Origin of the sequence: Rhodanobacter glycinis, assembly GCF_006438785.1 — a bacterium.
Taxonomy (GTDB): Bacteria; Pseudomonadota; Gammaproteobacteria; order Xanthomonadales; family Rhodanobacteraceae; genus Rhodanobacter; species Rhodanobacter glycinis_A.
Genome location: NZ_RCZB01000003.1, coordinates 678,799 through 696,713, shown reverse-complemented (window position 1 = coordinate 696,713; position 17,915 = coordinate 678,799). Strand labels below are relative to the sequence as shown.

Here is a 17,915-nt window from a genome sequence, read left to right as displayed (position 1 = left end):
TTGTGGACAGGATCCGCGCGATTTTGTGGGAGCGGCTTCAGCCGCGATGGCCCAGCCTCAAGGCAGCAAGAGCATCGCGACTGAAGTCGCTCCCACAATGTAGTCATGACACGAGAAGATTCATTTCGCTGGCGTTTTCGGCGCGTCTTTGGCCGTCCATTTCTTCAGCCAGCCATTCACCGTGTCGTGCCACTGCACGCTGTTGTGCGGCTTCAGCACGAAGTGGGTTTCATCGGGGAAGGTCAGGAACTCACTGGGGATGCCGCGGCGCTGCAGTGCGGTGAACGCACCCATGCCCTGGGTGATCGGGATGCGAAAATCGTTGGCGCTGTGCACCACCAACATCGGTACGCGCCAGTCCTTGACGTGGTTGACCGGATTGAATTTCTCGTAGTTCTCAGGATGCTCCCAGGGCGTGCCGCCGTTTTCCTTCTCTTCGAACCACAGCTCCTCGGTGTCGTAGTACATCGCGCGCGTATCGAACACGCCGTCGTGATCGATCAGGCACTTCCACGGCTGATTCCACACACCGGCGATCCAGTACGTCATGTAGCCGCCATAGCTGGCACCCATAGCGCAGGCGCGGTCGCCATCGAGGAAGCTGTACTTGTCCAGCGCGGCCTTCCAGCCCAGCTTCAGATCCTCCAGCGGCTTGCCACCCCAGTCGCCGGAAATCGCGTCGGTGAAGGCCTGGCCGTAACCGGTGGAGCCGTGAAAATTCACCGTCACCACGGCGAAGCCCTGGCCGGCATAGGTCTGCGGATTCCAGCGGTAACTCCAGCCGTTTTCCATCGCGCCCTGCGGGCCACCGTGGATGATGAACGCCACCGGATAGGTCTTGCCGCTCTGGTAGTTGGCCGGCTTGACCACGTAGCCCTGCACGGTTGCGTTGTTCGCGCCCTTGAAGTTGAAAAACTCGAAATCGCCGACCTTCGTATTCTTCAGGGCCGCCGCGTTGTAGTGGGTGACCTGTCGCAGGGCGCTGCCATCGGCTTGCGCAAGATAGACATCCGCCGGGCGCTTCAGATCATCGCGCGTCAGCAGCAACTTGCCGGCAGCCATGGAATAGCCGCCCACCGTGCCCTCGCCGACCAACTGGCTGACCTTGCCATTGGCCGCGTCGATCGCGAACAGCGGATGCTGGCCGTTGTCGTCGGCGGTGGCATACAGCGTCTTGCCATCGGCGGAAATCGTCAGGCCACCGGGCGAACGATCCCAGTTCGGGTCCACTTCACGCCGGGTGCCGCTAGCCAGATCCAGCGCCATGATCGCGAACCGATCGGCCTCGGAACCCGGCGTCTTCATCGCCAGGTAGTACAGCGTCTTGCCGTCCGGTGAGGCCACCGGATATGCATCCCACGCCTTGTTGTCAGCGGTGAGATTCTTCGGCGCGGTGGAACCATCCACCGGTACGCTGTACACGTCGAAATTGGTCGACCACGGCTCGGTCGTGCCGGCAATGCGCACGTCGAAGTACGCGCTCTTGCCATCCGGCGCAAACGCGAACTCGCCCTCGTCACCGAAAGGCTTGCTCGGGACATCCCCGTCGATGCCACGGCTCAGCAGTTTCGGTTCGGCGGGCAACTGTCCCTTTCCATCGAAGCTGGCCACGAATAGCTGATTGCGCCGGCCGTTAGCCCAAGTGTCCCAGTGCCGCACGAACAGCTTCGTGTAAAGCGTGCCGCTCGCCTTGTCCTTGTCACGCGCCGCGGCGCGCTGCTGGGTGCACGCCAGCGTGGTGCAGTCGGTGAACACCTCGTACGACAACAGTACCTGCTTGCCATCCGGCGACAGCTTGTAGCCGCCGAGGTCCAGCACGCCATGACTCACCTGTGCGGCCGCCGCATGTTTGGCAAGGTTCAAACCACCCTTGCCGCCCAGGTCCACTCGCCACAACTGCGCCACGCCCTTGGCCGGTGCCACGAAATACAGGCTGCGCCCATCCGCCGACCAGCGCGCCGAACCACCCTTGTCGACCACCTTCACCGGCTGGCCACCCTTGTCGAGATCCAACACATAGATCGCGCTGACGCCCTTGTTAGCTGCGTAATCGGTGCTGCGCACGCCAAACGCCGCGTAGCGCCCATCCGGCGACAGCTGCGGATCGCTGACCCGATCCATCATCACCAGGTCGCGCACATTGAATGCATGCACGCCCTCAGTCTTGACGAAGGTGGTATCCACAACATCGCCCGCCATCGCAGGCGCAGCGGCCAGCGCAAGCAGTAGCGCGGCAATCAGGGGTTTCATGGAACTTCCTCGGGTTGGACGAAACCTCGACGTTAAGCGCGGCGCGGACACGAAGCAAGCAACCCGTCATTTACCAACCAGGTCACGAGAGGAAGTCCCATGACTCAAGTCTTGTGGAACCTCGTACGGCAATGTGATCCAGCTCACGCCGGCTCTTCACATTTGGTACAAAACGTGCCTGCTACTGGCACTCACAGGGGAGTCCACCATGTTGCGCCAGCGCATTTCCGCCGGTTTTACCTTGATCGAACTGATGATCGTCGTTGCAATCATTGCGATCCTTGCCGCGATTGCCATCCCGGCCTATCAGGATTATTTGATACGTACCCAGGTCAGCGAGGGCATGGTTCTGGCCACCGGGGCCAAGGCCGCAGAATGGGACTTCGTCTCCAACACCGGACGGTTCCCTAAATCCAACGCGTCCGCAGGCCTGGCAAAAAACACCTCGATTATCGGCGAATACGTTTCCAGCCTGGACCTGACTCCCGCCGGCAAGATCACGGTCGTCTTCAATGGTCCCAAGGCCAACCAGGGCATTCGAGCTAGCACCCTTGTGCTTTCTGCCATCACTCAGGCCGGAAGCATTACCTGGAGTTGCAACGGTGGGACTGTGGCGGACAAATATCTGCCTACGACTTGTCGCAAATAGCGTCGCTGACTTATCACGACCACCACACAAACTGACAATGAGCGTCACTAAGTGCCCGGCATGGACAACACCCCGTACCGCCTTTGGGTCACACTTCCAAAACCTCGCAGACATGTCGTACCAGTGGTTGCGAGCTTTCGTGACCCCGGGCACAATCCTTTCACCCGCGAATATGCGGGAATACACCCGCAGCAGTTATGGCATACAACCTGCTTGACTCTGCCGCGAGCTTCCTGGTCGTTCCTGACCATGAGTATGGGGTCCGATCCCGCCTAGGGGGATACGGGACTGGGGCTCAGGGGGCATCACACGGTTAGCTAACCAAATACAGAGGAACTATCATGAAGAAGATGCAGAAAGGTTTTACCCTGATCGAATTGATGATCGTGGTTGCGATCATCGCGATCCTCGCCGCCATCGCCATCCCGGCCTATCAGGATTACCTGATTCGCACGCAGGTGTCTGAAGGTGCCGTGTTGGCTGATGGTGCCAAGACCGCGGTCGGCGAGTTCTACAGCAATACAGGTCGCTTTCCAGGGGGCAACACATCTGCCGGGCTTGCAGCACCATCGCTGATTTCCGGACAGTACGTGGACACGCTCACTGTGACGAGCGGTATCATCACGGCCACATACGTGGGTGCCAAAGCGAATAAAGCACTGGCAAGCGCTCAGCTGTCGATGTCTGCGATCACCCACGCCGGCAGCGTCGAATGGCACTGCAAGGGCAATGCGGCCCTGTTGCCCAAGTACTTGCCGACCTCCTGCCGATAATAGTTTCGGCAAGATTGCTACCAGAAGGGCCGCCTCGGGCGGCCCTTTTTTTCGGATAACAGATGCAAAATCGCTACTCCATAAGGCCGCTATTCGCATGGGCAGCATTCGCGCTGCTTACACTGGCCGCTTACTGGCCTGGTCTGCATGGTGGTTTCCTGTTCGACGATTTCGCTAATTTGCCGGCTTTGGGCGCCACCGGCCCGATCGACACTTGGCCAACTTTCTGGCGCTACATTACTTCCGGTACCGCCGACCCCACCGGTCGACCATTGACGTTGCTGACCTTCTTGCTCGACGCGAACGACTGGCCAGCCAATCCATTCCCTTTCAAGCGCACCAGCTTGATCCTGCACCTGTTCAACGGGGCATTGCTGTATGTCCTGCTCGCCAAACTTGGGCAATCACTGGTAGTTGAAACTCGCCGTTACCAGACCGCCGCCCTGTTCGGTGCCGCGCTATGGCTGCTGCACCCGCTGCTTGTATCCACCACCCTGTATATCGTCCAGCGCGAAGCAATGCTGCCGGCCACCTGCGTAATGGCCGGCCTGCTGATCTGGCTACACGGACGCAATCAACTGTTCCGTGGAAACATCCGCGGCGGCCTGATCTGGAGCGTGATTGGACTAGGCGGTTTCACCCTGCTGGGCATCCTCGCCAAAGCCAACGGCGCCCTATTGCCTTTCTATGCACTGCTGATAGAAGTCATTGTCTTGAAACCGCGGCACGCATTGCCATCAGGGCAGGCGATACTCGCCCATCGCGGCGTCATGTGGATACTGGGGGTAGTTCCTGCGGCGACCATTCTCGCGTACCTGACCCGTATCGCCGTGCTTGGCATGCTGCATGGTGACAACATGGGAATACGGCCTTGGTCGACCGCGCAGCGCCTGTTGACCGAGCCGCGAATACTGCTGGATTACCTGTCGTTATTGTGGGTGCCGCGGGCGTTTTCGAGCGGACTGTTCAACGACCAGTACGTCGCATCCACCTCGTTGTTGCATCCCGCCACAACGTTACCGGCCATCATTGCCATTCTTATAATGATCGGTGTCGCCTGGCGGTTGCGGAAACACTACCCCGCGTGGTCGCTGGCTATCCTGTTTTACTTCGCAGGCCAGTTGCTCGAATCCACATCGATTGGTTTGGAGCTGTATTTCGAACATCGCAACTACGTGCCCGCATTACTGATGTTCTGGCCGCTGGGGCTGTGGCTGGCGGACACCCGGACACTGTCCTTGCTCAAACGTGGCCTGATGATTGTGCTGCCGCTCGGCTTGGCGGTGATGACCCATGCCAGTACCGAGGTGTGGGGTAATGTGCATGCGCAAGCGCTGGTTTGGGCAGACATCAACCCCAACTCGGCTAGAGCACAGACCAATGCTGCGCAAAACCAGATGCAAACCGGACATCCTTTCGATGCGGCGCGCCGACTGGAAAATCTGCTGATCGCTCAGCCTGACCAAGTACAACTAGCCTTCAGCCTGATCGGCGCGCACTGCATGACCGGCGGAATAACATCGGGCGACATTGCCGCTGCGCGCACAGCCATGCGCGGCAGCGCCAATACGGGATCGTTATTCGCCAATTGGTTTGACCGCACCCTGCCTGTAGCCGCGACCGGCGAGTGCCCCGGCTTGACGCTGGCGGTCCTGCTCGATCTGATCAACGATGGCCTCCACAACCCAAAACTGGCGGACTCCGGGCGGCAGCAGGACTTCCTTTATATGCGCGGCCGAATTGCGCTCGCACAGCATCAGCCCGATGAGGCGCTCGCGGACTATCTCCGCGCACTTGATTTGCAAATACGCCCCGGATTTGCACTGGAGGTCGCCGCGATACTGGGTTCCGCTGGCTACCCGACGCAAGGCCTCCAATTGCTTGATCACTATCAACAGGTAAAAAGCCACGCCATGCCGCCGGACTTTGGCATGCCTATGGTGCACGAGTGGGTGCTCACGCGACAGGACTACTGGCCGCATGAGCTCACGCACTTACGCGCCACCCTTAGCGAGCAGGCGGAAGAACACACAACACCCGACGGCCAGTCACCCGTCGATATCCCGCATCGGTCAGACAATACACCTCGTCATTGAATCAAGAAAATCGATTATGACTCAAGGATTCACTTCAAATCGCAAGTGGGCGTTGATCGCCTTGTTCTCGCTGTTTGCATTGTTAATGCTGCCCAACCTGATCTGGTGGTGGTACGGGCGCGGCATTGCGCTGTGGATACAGGCTTTGATGGTGCCGGTCATTCTTCTGTTGGTGTTTTTTGCATTGCTGGGCGACGCACCGTGGCTGGCCTGTCTCCTGCTAGCTCCATTTGCATTACTAGCCCCGATGGAGGCGTTCTTCATCGCCACCTATCGCCATCCCACTTCAGCAGAAATCATCGCCACGCTGGTCGCTACCAATCCTCGGGAAACGCGCGAATACCTGGGTGGCTCACTAACCCCCATCCTACTTTGCCTACTGGCCGCTGTGACTCTGGCACTGCTGGCCGCGCGATGCAGCGCACGCGCGCGCGTGCGCTGGCGAGGTCGCGGACGGTCGTGGATTCTCGTCATCGTTATTACCACGCCGCTAGTAGCCATGGCGACAACCTTGGCCACGACATCCGGGAATCTGCGCCAGCGTATGCATGGAGCAATGAAACTGTGGTCGACCCTTGGTGCGCCAGTCGAACTCGGTTATCCATTCGGGGTGTTTCAACGTGTAACCAGCTATCGGGCGGAATGGACCGCCATGCGTGCCAGCGCCTCACGACTGGACGCATATCGTTTTCACGCCCATCGCATTAGTCCAGTGCACCAGCGCCAAGTGTATGTGCTTGTGATCGGTGAAAGCAGTCGACGCGCCAATTGGCAGCTTTTCGGTTACACACGCGCAACCAATCCAAAACTAAGTCGCGTCACCAATCTTGTCCCGATTGGACACATGGTGACCTCATGGCCGGAGTCAATCGATGCCATCCCACAAATCCTGACGCGCAAGCCAATCACAAGCAAAAGTGCGACCTTCGATGAGGCCTCAATTTTGCGGGCCATGCAGGAGGCGGGCTACGAAACCTACTGGATATCCAATCAGCTAGCGATCGGCGAGTTCGATTCGCCCGTGTCGATGTATGCCTATCAGGCCCAGCACGTCCAATGGCTGAATCATGCCTCATGGGCAGCACCGGGGAGCTACGATGAGGATCTGTTGGCGCCTCTACGCGGCGCGCTGCATGATTCAAATAATGATCTATTCATCGTGTTGCATATGATGGGAAGTCATCTGAGCTACGATTATCGCTATCCAGCAAGTTTCAAGCACTTCCGGCCCACTTATTCCGATCAGGACGACAGCATTCTGCCAGGCATACGAATGCAGAACAGCTACGATAATACGATCTTGTATACCGACCATGTGCTTGCCGAAGCGATTAACATTCTGCGTCAAAGCGACGCGACCACCGCATTGTGGTTCGAGTCGGACCACGGTGAAATGCTGGTAACGCCGACGTGCTCTTTCGCGGGGCATGGTCTCGGCACACATTTCGAGTTTCAGATTCCGGCTTTTTTCTGGTATTCGGATACCTACGCACAACAGTTCCCGGAACGCGTGGCCAACATGCGCGCACATGCAGGAGAACGCACACTTAGCGCGAACACTTTCGAGTCACTGATCGATATGGCTGGCGTGAACTTTCCCAGTCATGACGCGACGCGGAGTCTGTTCAGCCAGCAATGGCATTACCGCCCTCGCATCGTCAACTCGGCGTGGCAGAGCGATTTCGATCATGCCGTGCTTGGCAAGAAGTGTCCGATTGTCATTCCGGCGAACCCGAAAGCCCCACTCGCGCTTCCCGGCGAATCTTCGAGCGCGGCAACCCCGCGACCAACGACGACAAAGCAGGTGGGCGGCTGACCAGACCCAGCATCCATGTGTCCGTTACGATGCATGACCCATTGAGTGCCCGATGTGTCTATGAATTTGCTTCCGTCTCGCCGTAGTGGCCTATGGCTAGTGCTCTTGTTGCTGGCAATCACAGCCGCCGTGTATTGGCCAGGCCTTCAAGGCAGCTACCTGTTCGACGACTACCCCAACATTGTCGACAACCAGGGCGTACAACCGCCGGATGCAAGTCTGCCTTCATTGATCAACGCAGCCCTTTCTTCACCAGCGAGCGATTTCAAGCGCCCGCTCGCTTCGCTCAGTTTTGCGATCAACTACCTGATCAGTGGCCTCGATCCATTCTGGATGAAGGCGACCAATCTCGTCATTCACCTGCTGAACGGGCTGTTGGTCTTTCTGCTGGCAAGGGCGCTACTACTGGTACAAGAAGATGATGCACTGGTGGCCGATCGTTTCCCCGCGACGGAGAGCGGCATGGCCCGGGCTGACGTAGTGGGCGCGCTGGTCGCCGGTGGCTGGTTGCTGCTGCCGATCAACCTGACCGGCGTGCTGTACGTCGTCCAGCGCATGGAGAGCATGGCCAATCTATTTGTATTAATTGGCTTGCTCGGCTATGTCAGCGGTCGCCGCCTTATGCTTGCCAGCGCGTCTACTTCTTCGCCTCCAAGCAAGGAAAGCGTCGGCTTTTCGACATACGTTCGCGGCTTCGTTCTTTGCTTGATCAGCGTCACGATTCCAACGGCCTTTGGCCTTCTTGCCAAGGAAACGGCGGTGATGTTGCCGCTGTATGCACTGCTAACCGAGTGGGCACTGTTTCAGTTTGGCGAATCGGTCGAAAACAGACCTTTCCCGGGGGCTCCCGATGTGAAGGCACCCCGACGCGACTTGCGCGTCGTCGGTCTTTACCTCTTCGTTCTGGTTCTACCGATGCTGCTTGGTTTGGTCTGGCTGGTTCCCGGCCTGTTGAAACCCGAAACATGGGCATCGCGCGACTTCACCCTCGGCACGCGCCTGCTCAGCGAAGCACGCATTGTCGTTGACTACATAGCGTGGACTCTTCTACCTACGCCCAATGCGCTTTCGTTCTATCACGATGATTTTCGCATATCAGTGGGATTGACCACTCCATGGAGCACGCTTGGCAGCATTGCATTTCTGATCATCTTTATCGGCGCGGGCATCTGGCTACGGTCGCGCAAACCCCTGATTGCCCTGGGAATGGCGCTCTTCCTTGGATGCGAGCTCCTAACCGGAACCATCCTTCCGCTGGAACTGATCTACGAACACCGAAATTATTTCGCCAGCTTCGGGCTGCTCATGGCGGTCGTGCCGATACTGGCGGTACCGTGCAACCGACCCTTTGCCCTGCCCCGTCACGTTTTGCTCGGGGGGTTGTTCTTGTGCTGGACCGCTCTAACCGCTCTGACATCCTACGCGTGGGGTGATCCGTTGCGGCTGGCCGAAGATTTGGCGTCCCGTGCGCCAGACTCCCCAAGATCCCAGTATGAACTGGGTCGCACCTATATCATCTATTCGCACTACGCTCCGGCCTCGCCTTTTACAGCACTTGCCTACGCTCCGTTGGAGAGATCCGCGGCCTTGCCGGGTTCATCGATTCTCCCCGAGCAAGCCTTGATCTTCATGAACGCAAAGATGCATCTGCCACTAAAAGATTCCTGGTGGCGTAGTTTGATCGCCAAGCTCAAGGCACACACACCGGGGGTGCAGGACGAAAGTTCGTTAGGCGCGTTGACTCAATGTGCGCGCGAAAATCACTGCGACCTGCCCCGAGACCGCATGATCGATGCATTTATGGCTGCGCTCGCACATCCCCATCCCAGCGCGCGTCTACTTGCTACCTATGGCGATTACGCCTGGAACGTATTGAATGACAAGGAGCTGGGCGCGCGCATGACGAGGGAAGCCATCGAAACCAGCCCAAATGAAGCTGCCTATCGGATCACATTAGTCCGGATGATGGTTGCCCAGGGCCGCGTGGATGAAGCCGCTCAGGCGTTGCAGCAATTGGAACGACTCAATATCGGTGGTCGGTTGAACAATAGCCTTGAGCCCTTGCGGGAGCAATTGGCCCGGCTGTCGCGCGAGTGAGAAAAGGCACTCTACGCGCAGGCACCGGCAACGCTTAAACTGACAACTTGCGATCCCCATCAGGCGATGAACCTCGTGAAGCGAGCACTTATTTCTGGAATCACCGGTCAGGATGGCGCCTATCTGGCGGAATTTTTGCTGGAGAAGGGTTACGAGGTTCATGGCGTCAAGCGCCGGGCATCGTCATTCAACACCGAGCGGGTCAACCACCTCTATCAGGACCCGCATGAATCGGGGCAGCGGTTTTTCTTGCACTACGGCGACCTGACCGATGCCACCAACCTGATCCGGATCATCCAGCAGGTACAGCCAGACGAGATCTACAACCTCGGCGCGCAAAGCCATGTACAGGTGTCGTTCGAGACGCCTGAATACACCGCCAACACCGATGCCATGGGTACGCTGCGGATACTGGAAGCGATCCGCATCCTGGGAATGGAGCGCAAGACGCGTTTCTACCAAGCCTCCACCTCCGAACTCTACGGCAAGGTGCAACAGGTCCCGCAGTCGGAAGCTACGCCGTTCTATCCCCGCTCGCCGTACGGCGTGGCCAAACTGTACGCTTACTGGATCACGGTGAACTATCGCGAGGCTTACGGCCTGTACGCCTGCAACGGCATCCTGTTCAACCATGAATCGCCGCGGCGCGGCGAAACCTTCGTCACCCGCAAGATCACCCGCGCCCTTGCGCGCATCCACCTAGGACAAGAGGATTGCCTCTACCTGGGCAATCTCGATGCACGCCGTGACTGGGGCCATGCACGCGACTTCGTCGAAGCCCAATGGCTGATGCTTCAACAGGACAGCCCGGAAGATTTCGTGATTGCCACCGGAGTCCAGCATTCGGTGCGGGAGTTCGTGGACGGCGCCGCCGGCGAACTGGGCATTCGCATCGAGTGGATCGGTAGTGGTATCGAAGAGCACGGCATCGTCGCCAGCGCGCCCACCGAAAGTGCCGTCAAACCTGGGCAGCGGATCGTGGCCATCGACCCCCGCTATTTCCGTCCGGCAGAAGTCGAGACATTGCTGGGCGATCCGAGCAAGGCGCGTCAGCAACTCGGATGGCGCGCCCGCACCGATTTCAATGAACTGGTGCGTGAGATGATGCAGGCCGATCTGCAGCTGGCCCGGCGTGATGCGTTGGTCCGCAGCGCCGGCTATGCCTCGCCCAACTATCACGAATAATTCGACCATGGACATACACGCACGCATCTACGTTGCCGGGCATCGCGGACTGGTTGGTTCAGCCATCGTGCGGCGTCTCCTTGCCGAAGGCGCCGACAACCTTCTACTGCGTACGCATCAGGAACTCGATCTGACTCATCAAGCACAGGTTGAAGAGTTCTTCACCACTGAGAAGCCGGAATACGTATTCCTGGCTGCCGCCAGGGTCGGCGGCATCCATGCCAACAGCACCTATCCCGCCGAATTCATTCGCGACAATCTCGCGATTCAGACGAATGTGATCCATAGCGCATGGAAACACGGCGCCAAGAAACTGCTGTTCCTAGGGTCGTCCTGCATCTATCCGCGCGACTGCCCTCAGCCGATCAAGGAAGAGTATCTGCTGACCGGTCCGCTGGAATCCACCAACGAGTGGTATGCCATTGCCAAGATTGCCGGCCTGAAAATGTGCCAAGCGTATCGCCAACAATACGGTTTCGACGCAGTCTGCGCGATGCCGACAAACTTGTATGGGCCCGGTGACAATTTCCATCCAGAAAACTCGCATGTCATGCCTGCACTGATCCGGCGCATCCATGAAGCGAAGCTGGTCGACTCTTCGGAAGTTGTCATTTGGGGCAGTGGGCAACCGTTGCGAGAATTTTTGCACGTCGACGATCTGGCCGATGCGCTAATGTTTCTTATGAATAACTACAGCAATGGCAGCATTATCAACGTCGGCTCTGGCCAGGAACTCAGTATTTCAAATCTTGCGCATCTCGTCTCCGATGTAATCGGCTATCAAGGCGAATTGACGTTCGATCGCAGCAAGCCCGATGGAACGCCCCGCAAATTGCTAGACATCGGCAAGCTTGGAAGACTGGGCTGGAGAGCCCAACTTGGACTTAGCGCAGGCATAGATGATACCTATCGTTGGTTCAAGGCATCTCAGACTCATTCCCGTGCATGAGTTCTTGTCGATGAGCACGCCGTGATGTTGAGAAAGCTCGCCAGCCCAGCCTGGGCGATGCTGGAGTACGGCTCCTACCCCTTGTTGTTGTTCATCGCCACGCCGTGGTTTCTCCATCAGCTCGGCACCGGGGGCTATGGGCACTGGATGCTGCTCACTGCAACGGTGGGATTCGGCGGCGTGCTCAACGCCGGGACCGGCGCAGCAACGATCAAGGCAGTCTCAGCCGGAATCGGTCGCAGCGATGGTTGCGATATTGAGCATGCGGTGAAAATTTCACTCGCCATCGCTTCGTTGGGTGGTGGTGCTCTTGCGTTGTTGGTGCTTGCTGTCTTTTGGCTTGCAGGGCCAGTCTTGCTCAGCCGCATGGGCGATCCCGCACTGATACGGCTAACCGGCGTCGCGGCTGCTGCCCTGATCTGGCTGGAGCAGGTGGACAATGTGTTCAGTTCTTCGATAAAGGGCGCCGAGCATTTTGGTCAAGCTGCCCGAATCGAAATTGCAAGCAAGACCACGCAAATCATTGGCGCCGGGCTGGTTCTATGGGTGTGGCCAATGCTGTGGGCGTTGTATATGGCGCTCTTGGTAGTTGCAGTGCTCCGATTGATTGCCAAATCAATCATTGCAAGGCGACTGCTTGGTTTGGCCAACCTGCGTCCTACATTGATTGGTGCCAACACCATTCTGCATTTCGCCAAGTGGGGCTGGTTGCAGGGCGTAGGTGGCATGCTGTTCGGCGTCGCCGATCGGATGCTGGTGGGCTCACTGCTCGGCGCTTCGAGCCTCACCTACTATTCGATCGCCTCGCAACTCGCGATGCAGATTCATGCCGTTTCCGCCGCTGGTCTTAGCGTGATCTTCCCGAAGATAAGTCGCAAATTGGAAGGGCAAGGGCATTTCTCGCTTTGGCGAGTAACCAAGCTGACCGTGGCAGGGAACCTGCTACTGAGCAGTTTCCTTGCCTTGGTGTTGCTTCTGCTTGGCCCGATGATCCTTCGAAGCTGGATCGGCGCAGATTCGGCTGCTTCAACAGCGAAAATATTGCCTTGGCTAGTAATTGCCTATTGGATATTGGCGCTGAACGTCGTTCCTTACTACATCCTGCTCGGCATGGGGCGAATGCGTTTTGTCGGCCTTACTGTCCTGTCTTGCGGCATCATCGCCATAACGACCATGTACTTTGCAATTACCCGCGAAGGGCTGATCGGTGCGCCCGCGGGCAGGGGCATCTATGCACTCCTGTCACTTGCATTGGTTTTTCCGTTGGCCAGACACTTTTTTCAAGAGAATCGTACTCGTCGCGTCGGCCGGCGAAGTTCTCTCGCATCGGGCGACGGATCTCTACCATGAACGACAATTCAGATATCACCTGCCCCTACTGTGCCGCTCATGAGCTTCGTCTATTGGGCAAGCTTCCAGATAGCCGCTGGTTCGCTGGAAAGCACCTCGAAAAGCAATTGCCAGGGGGAGCTCTATACCGCTGTTGTAGTTGTCGACTGAAATTCAGGTATCCGTTGCATGACGCGGATGTCTACCGTCGACTATATGACAACACTGCCGTCTCGACTTGGCCGGTAGATGCTATCAGACAGGACTGGGAGCTGATCATCGATTACATTCTCCAGCGCCTGCCGCTGTGCGGCCGGATTCTTGATTTCGGCTGTTACACAGGCGGCTTACTAGCGCGACTGAGTCCCAGCTACGAACGACACGGAGTCGAAATCAACAAAGCTGCCGCCGCCTTCGCGACTGACAAACAACTCGCACAGATCTGGTCATCGCTCGACGATATCCCAGGCGAATTGCGCTTCGATATCATCATCGCGTCCGATGTCATCGAGCATATGCCTAACCCGGGTTGCCTGATCGACAAGCTTTTCACCCAACTCGCTGCCGGCGGTGCCTTGATCATCACCACTGGCGATGCGGACAACTATTTATGGAATCGCTTCCACGCCAATTGGTGGTACTGCTTCTATCCCGAACATATCTCCTTTCTTTCAAGAGACTGGCTTGGCCATTTTTCAAACGCGCGTGGTCTTTCCATCGAACACTGCGACAAATTTCGTTACTGCCACCTTTCAATTTGGCATCGCTGTCTTGCGACTGCACTCACCTATATTTACGGCTATTTTCCTTCTGCATACTTGTATTTAAGGAATATGCTTAGGAGTATGTTGAGTCGTCCGGATGTGACTAGCGTTCCGGGAAACGGGGTCAGCGCTGACCATTTGTTTATTGTCCTGGTTCGGAATGGAAAGTATCCATGAGCACTGGTAGTTTCGAGAGCCTGATTCGACAAACTGCGAACCGACTCGGCATTGATATACACCGCCACCGTCCAGAAAAATCCGACATGGGTCGGTTATCGCTCATGCTCGCAGAACAGAAGATTGATCTTGTATTCGACGTCGGCGCCAATACCGGCCAGTTCGCGAAGTCATTGCGAAAAGCAGGCTATACGCAACGATTGATCTCTTTTGAGCCGCTGTCGATCGCACATGCGCAACTATTACGGGCCAGCCGAAACGACTCGAAATGGGACATTGCCCCAAGAGCCGCAATTGGCGATCGCGATGGTGAGATCGAAATACACATCGCCGGCAATTCCGTCAGTAGTTCGGCACTTCAGATGTTAGACAGTCATACCGCTGCTGCACCGGGTTCGGCTTACATAGGTAGCGAACGCGTACCACTGTCGCAACTGGACACAGTGGCGCGCAATTATCTGAAGCCTGGAACGCGATCCTTTGTCAAAATTGACACGCAGGGTTACGAGGATCGCGTGCTGGACGGTGCGACCGAACTTCTCCACAAAGCCAGAGGACTACAATTGGAACTGTCGTTCGTACCATTGTATGAGGGGCAAAAATTGTTCAATGACCTCATCGAGCGTCTGCGCACGTTGGGATTTTCGATCTGGGCCATCTGGCCAGGCTTTTGCGACCCTCGCTCAGGTCGCATGCTGCAGGTTGATGCAACCTTTTTCGCAACTGATCCTTATCAATGAGCGCAATGACTCCTGCTATAGAACAGTTCCATACAGCCACTCCACAACTCTCGATCATCGTCGCGACTTGGAATGCAGCGCGAACTTTCGAACGCTGCCTGAAGTCAATCGACGAGCAAAGCTTCACAAATTGGGAGCTGTTGATCGCGGATGGCGCTTCCACCGACGGAACTGTCGACTTGATCCGCAAGCATGAATCGCACATCGCTTGGTGGCAGAGCAAAAAGGATGGCGGCATATACGATGCGTGGAATCAGGCACTGACGCACGCTCAAGGCGAGTATGTCTGCTTCCTCGGCGCCGACGATGCGTGGGCTGATAGCGACGCATTGGCAAGACTGATTACCGCTGCCCGTACGCAAGAATATGACCTGGTGACATCGCAGGGGCTCATCTTCGATCCTGCGACTTCCAAAGAGATGCATTATGGATCGGCATGGAACTATCGACGCATCGGTCGCCACATGGTTGTGTGTCACCCAGGACTGCTGCACCGGCGTTCCCTGTTCGAACGCTATGGATCTTTCAACACCCAGTACCGAATCGCCGGCGATCTCGATTTCCTGCTGCGTCTTCCGGTCGAAACGCGCGCTATACATTTAGATGTCACCAGCGTCCTGATCGAGGCGGCGGGAATAAGCCGCAAGAATGTACTTGCACGATTGCGTGAACAGCGCGAAATTCTGGCACGGTGCAAACGCTATGGAACGTTCCGCGCCTATCTCTGTTGGCTAGACAAGCTCTGGCGATACCCGATCGCGCGCCTGTTCAATATCTCACACTGAAAGTGCTCATTAAGGCTCTTCACGCAAATGGATGCCACGCTTGCGCCTTCTTTTTCTGTCAAAACGCCACCCTCAACAGCGCGATCTGATCGAGCGCCCCTATGGCCGTTTCCATTATTTACCAGCTGCGTTGGCTGCCTTCGGCCATGAGGTGCAAGTGCATTTATGCAGCCACACACACCTGCCCTCAACGCAGCGACGCTTCGCCGGTGTGGAATGGACCAGTGATGATGTGCGAACACTAGGACCCAGAAGGATCTATCGAAAGTTCGATCAAGATGCGCGTGCGTTCCAGCCCGACTGGGTAATCGGCGTTTCCGATACCTACTATGGATGGCTGGCCCAGAAGCTGGCCAGAAGCACGGGGGCGCGGCTCGCCATCGATGCCTATGACAACTACGAAGCCTACATGCCATGGAACCTGCCGCTGCACGCACTGTGGCGACGATCCATCCGTGCTGCCGACCTGGTAACAGCAGCCGGCCCGCAGCTGGCGCAGAGACTGCAATCGCTGCGACCAACGGGACATCCGGTCGAGATGCTGCCCATGGCGGCGGATCCAGAGTTTGTTCCTTTGGACAAAGTCGCATGTCGCAAGACGCTGGGCTTGCCGATCGATGCATCATTGATCGGCTATATCGGCAGCTGGTCTCAGAGCCGCGGAACGGAAGTTCTTCTCGAAGCGTTTCGTCAGGCGCGACTTGCAAAACCGGGGCTTCGCCTGGTGCTCAGTGGCAGCCCCCCCCAACACGCATTGAACGAACCGGGGGTCATCGGCACGGGTTACGTCGCTGACGCACAGTTGCCCAGGCTGATCAATGCGCTCGACATTTCATGTGTGATCACCGCCGATACCAGCTTCGGCCGTTACAGCTATCCGGCCAAATTGTGCGAAGCCATGGCTTGTGAGGTGCCTGTGATTGCCACAGCGACGGAACCGGTTCGCTGGATGCTCGCTGAAAGCCGAGAACATCTCGTGGTTCCCGACAGTTCCGAGGCTCTTTCCAAGGGAATTCTTGAAATGCTTGCCAGACCCAGCGCCGATTACGGCGATCGCCTGACCTGGCAAATGCAAGGGGAAAAATTGGAGAGCCTTCTGAACGGCTTGCGTTGATTGAACGGCGGCTGCCTGATGGTTTCGGAATGAATACCCACCAAGTCATCTTCCATCATTTCAAAAGCGATCTCACCACTCGCTCCGAAGGTCCATCAGCCTCCAGTTTAATGGGGCTGGCAAGCAATCTCCCAAAATCACCTTTCAAAAGAAACGACCGCACCCCTTCGGATATATCCGCTTCCATTACGGCATTGCCGCCCAAGCCATCAGGCCGCTCCGTGGCCTTGCGCATGATGATGGTCGGGACTCCCAAGGCTGCCAGTTCCTCCTGATTCGAGCCACCATCGGTCATTACGCAAGCCGCACCTGCGGCGAGGCGCAAAAAGTCGCCATACCCCAACCTTGGTGAAAGGACCATGCCGGGAGCCGCAGCCAGTCGGTCGAACAGCTTTTCGTGAACCAGACGTTTGCGGGTCGCGGGATGCAACACAAAATGAATTGGGTATCTCGACGCAGCCGCCTCCAGCAACACCACCAGTTCCAACAAGCGCGACGAGTCGTAGATATTTTGAAATCGATGCAGTGAGACCACCAGGTAGGCTGGCTTCTGATCGCGGGCAACATCCATCGCTCCAACCATCGCGACGGCGTCAAGAATCGTATTGCCTCTCGTATCCTCCACCCTGCAGCGATGTCTGCTTCTCATGTATGCCGCCGCCTCGTCGTTTGGACACATGGCCAAGTCGATCAGCCTAAAAACGATGCGTCGAGACAGCTCTTCCGGGAAGGGGTCGAAGAGTTTGCCGGAACTCAGACCGCTTTCCAGGTGCACCACGCGAGCGCCTACGCGCCAGCCTGCGAAGGCCCCAATTAGCGTCGACAGCGTATCCCCGTGGACAATCACATCGAAATTGGCGTTTTCCGCCTTGATTTTCTGCAGGCTCTTGCGAAGACCAAAATATGCCGACGGCAACCACCACAACAATGAACCCACAGTCGACCGCTCCATCGCCTCGACGGTTCGAGTGAGCGGTGTACGAATGCCAAATTCGTCAACCAGATCCTGAATCGTTTCCAGATGCTGGCCAGTCATCAGCAGACATATGGGCAACCCCTTGCTCTCGCACAGAACTATGACCGGAGCCACCTTGATCAACTGAGCACGCGTCCCTATGACGAAGACGAAGAAATTTGCCGTTGCTTTTGACTTCGGTGATATGCGTTTCATCTCGACGTATTAACCATGTA

General features: G+C 57.1%; 14 protein-coding genes. 12 read left to right on the top strand and 2 right to left on the bottom strand.

The window, feature by feature from the left end:
- Window positions 1-120 precede the first annotated feature (120 nt).
- Window positions 121-2,250: an alpha/beta hydrolase family protein gene (locus EAH75_RS13710; RefSeq protein ID WP_140805829.1), complete on the bottom strand. Its 2,130-nt coding sequence runs from the start codon at window positions 2,248-2,250 to the stop codon at window positions 121-123.
- A 208-nt stretch (window positions 2,251-2,458) separates the two neighbouring features.
- Here EAH75_RS13710 and EAH75_RS13705 point away from each other — a divergent pair, with 208 nt between their 5' ends.
- The 12 genes from EAH75_RS13705 (at window position 2,459) to EAH75_RS13650 (ending at window position 16,724) form a co-directional block, all read left to right on the top strand.
- Window positions 2,459-2,899, top strand: coding sequence for a pilin (locus EAH75_RS13705; protein WP_140805827.1), 441 nt, complete (start codon window positions 2,459-2,461; stop codon window positions 2,897-2,899).
- 341 nt (window positions 2,900-3,240) lie between these two features.
- On the top strand, window positions 3,241-3,672 hold the full coding sequence (locus EAH75_RS13700) for a pilin (RefSeq protein WP_140805825.1): 432 nt from the start codon (window positions 3,241-3,243) through the stop codon (window positions 3,670-3,672).
- Window positions 3,673-3,734: 62 nt separating this feature from the next.
- Window positions 3,735-5,768: a tetratricopeptide repeat protein gene (locus EAH75_RS13695; protein WP_140805823.1), complete on the top strand. Its 2,034-nt coding sequence runs from the start codon at window positions 3,735-3,737 to the stop codon at window positions 5,766-5,768.
- Window positions 5,769-5,784: 16 nt separating this feature from the next.
- Window positions 5,785-7,584 carry a phosphoethanolamine transferase gene (locus EAH75_RS13690; protein ID WP_161596304.1) on the top strand — a complete coding sequence of 600 codons (1,800 nt, stop codon included), beginning with the start codon at window positions 5,785-5,787 and terminating at the stop codon, window positions 7,582-7,584.
- A gap of 60 nt (window positions 7,585-7,644) precedes the next feature.
- Window positions 7,645-9,681, top strand: coding sequence for a tetratricopeptide repeat protein (locus tag EAH75_RS13685; RefSeq protein WP_140805819.1), 2,037 nt, complete (start codon window positions 7,645-7,647; stop codon window positions 9,679-9,681).
- A 66-nt stretch (window positions 9,682-9,747) separates the two neighbouring features.
- A complete protein-coding gene (gene gmd / locus EAH75_RS13680; RefSeq protein ID WP_140805817.1) occupies window positions 9,748-10,866 on the top strand; it encodes a GDP-mannose 4,6-dehydratase in 1,119 nt (372 codons plus the stop codon).
- Between the two features lie 7 nt (window positions 10,867-10,873).
- Window positions 10,874-11,815: a GDP-L-fucose synthase gene (fcl, locus tag EAH75_RS13675; RefSeq protein ID WP_140805815.1), complete on the top strand. Its 942-nt coding sequence runs from the start codon at window positions 10,874-10,876 to the stop codon at window positions 11,813-11,815.
- Between the two features lie 24 nt (window positions 11,816-11,839).
- Window positions 11,840-13,165, top strand: a complete 1,326-nt coding sequence (locus tag EAH75_RS13670) for a lipopolysaccharide biosynthesis protein (protein ID WP_140805813.1) — start codon at window positions 11,840-11,842, stop codon at window positions 13,163-13,165.
- Entirely contained in the window at window positions 13,162-14,085 is a 924-nt protein-coding gene (locus EAH75_RS13665; RefSeq protein WP_140805811.1) for a class I SAM-dependent methyltransferase, read from the top strand. The genes EAH75_RS13670 and EAH75_RS13665 overlap by 4 nt, the downstream gene beginning before the upstream one ends.
- Window positions 14,082-14,825: an FkbM family methyltransferase gene (locus tag EAH75_RS13660; protein WP_140805809.1), complete on the top strand. Its 744-nt coding sequence runs from the start codon at window positions 14,082-14,084 to the stop codon at window positions 14,823-14,825. The genes EAH75_RS13665 and EAH75_RS13660 overlap by 4 nt, the downstream gene beginning before the upstream one ends.
- Window positions 14,822-15,610, top strand: coding sequence for a glycosyltransferase family 2 protein (locus EAH75_RS13655; protein WP_140805807.1), 789 nt, complete (start codon window positions 14,822-14,824; stop codon window positions 15,608-15,610). The genes EAH75_RS13660 and EAH75_RS13655 overlap by 4 nt, the downstream gene beginning before the upstream one ends.
- A gap of 40 nt (window positions 15,611-15,650) precedes the next feature.
- A complete protein-coding gene (locus EAH75_RS13650) occupies window positions 15,651-16,724 on the top strand; it encodes a glycosyltransferase family 4 protein (protein WP_241668947.1) in 1,074 nt (357 codons plus the stop codon).
- 55 nt (window positions 16,725-16,779) lie between these two features.
- Here EAH75_RS13650 and EAH75_RS13645 read toward each other — a convergent pair whose 3' ends face one another.
- Entirely contained in the window at window positions 16,780-17,895 is a 1,116-nt protein-coding gene (locus tag EAH75_RS13645; RefSeq protein ID WP_140652332.1) for a UDP-N-acetylglucosamine 2-epimerase, read from the bottom strand.
- Window positions 17,896-17,915: the final 20 nt, after the last annotated feature.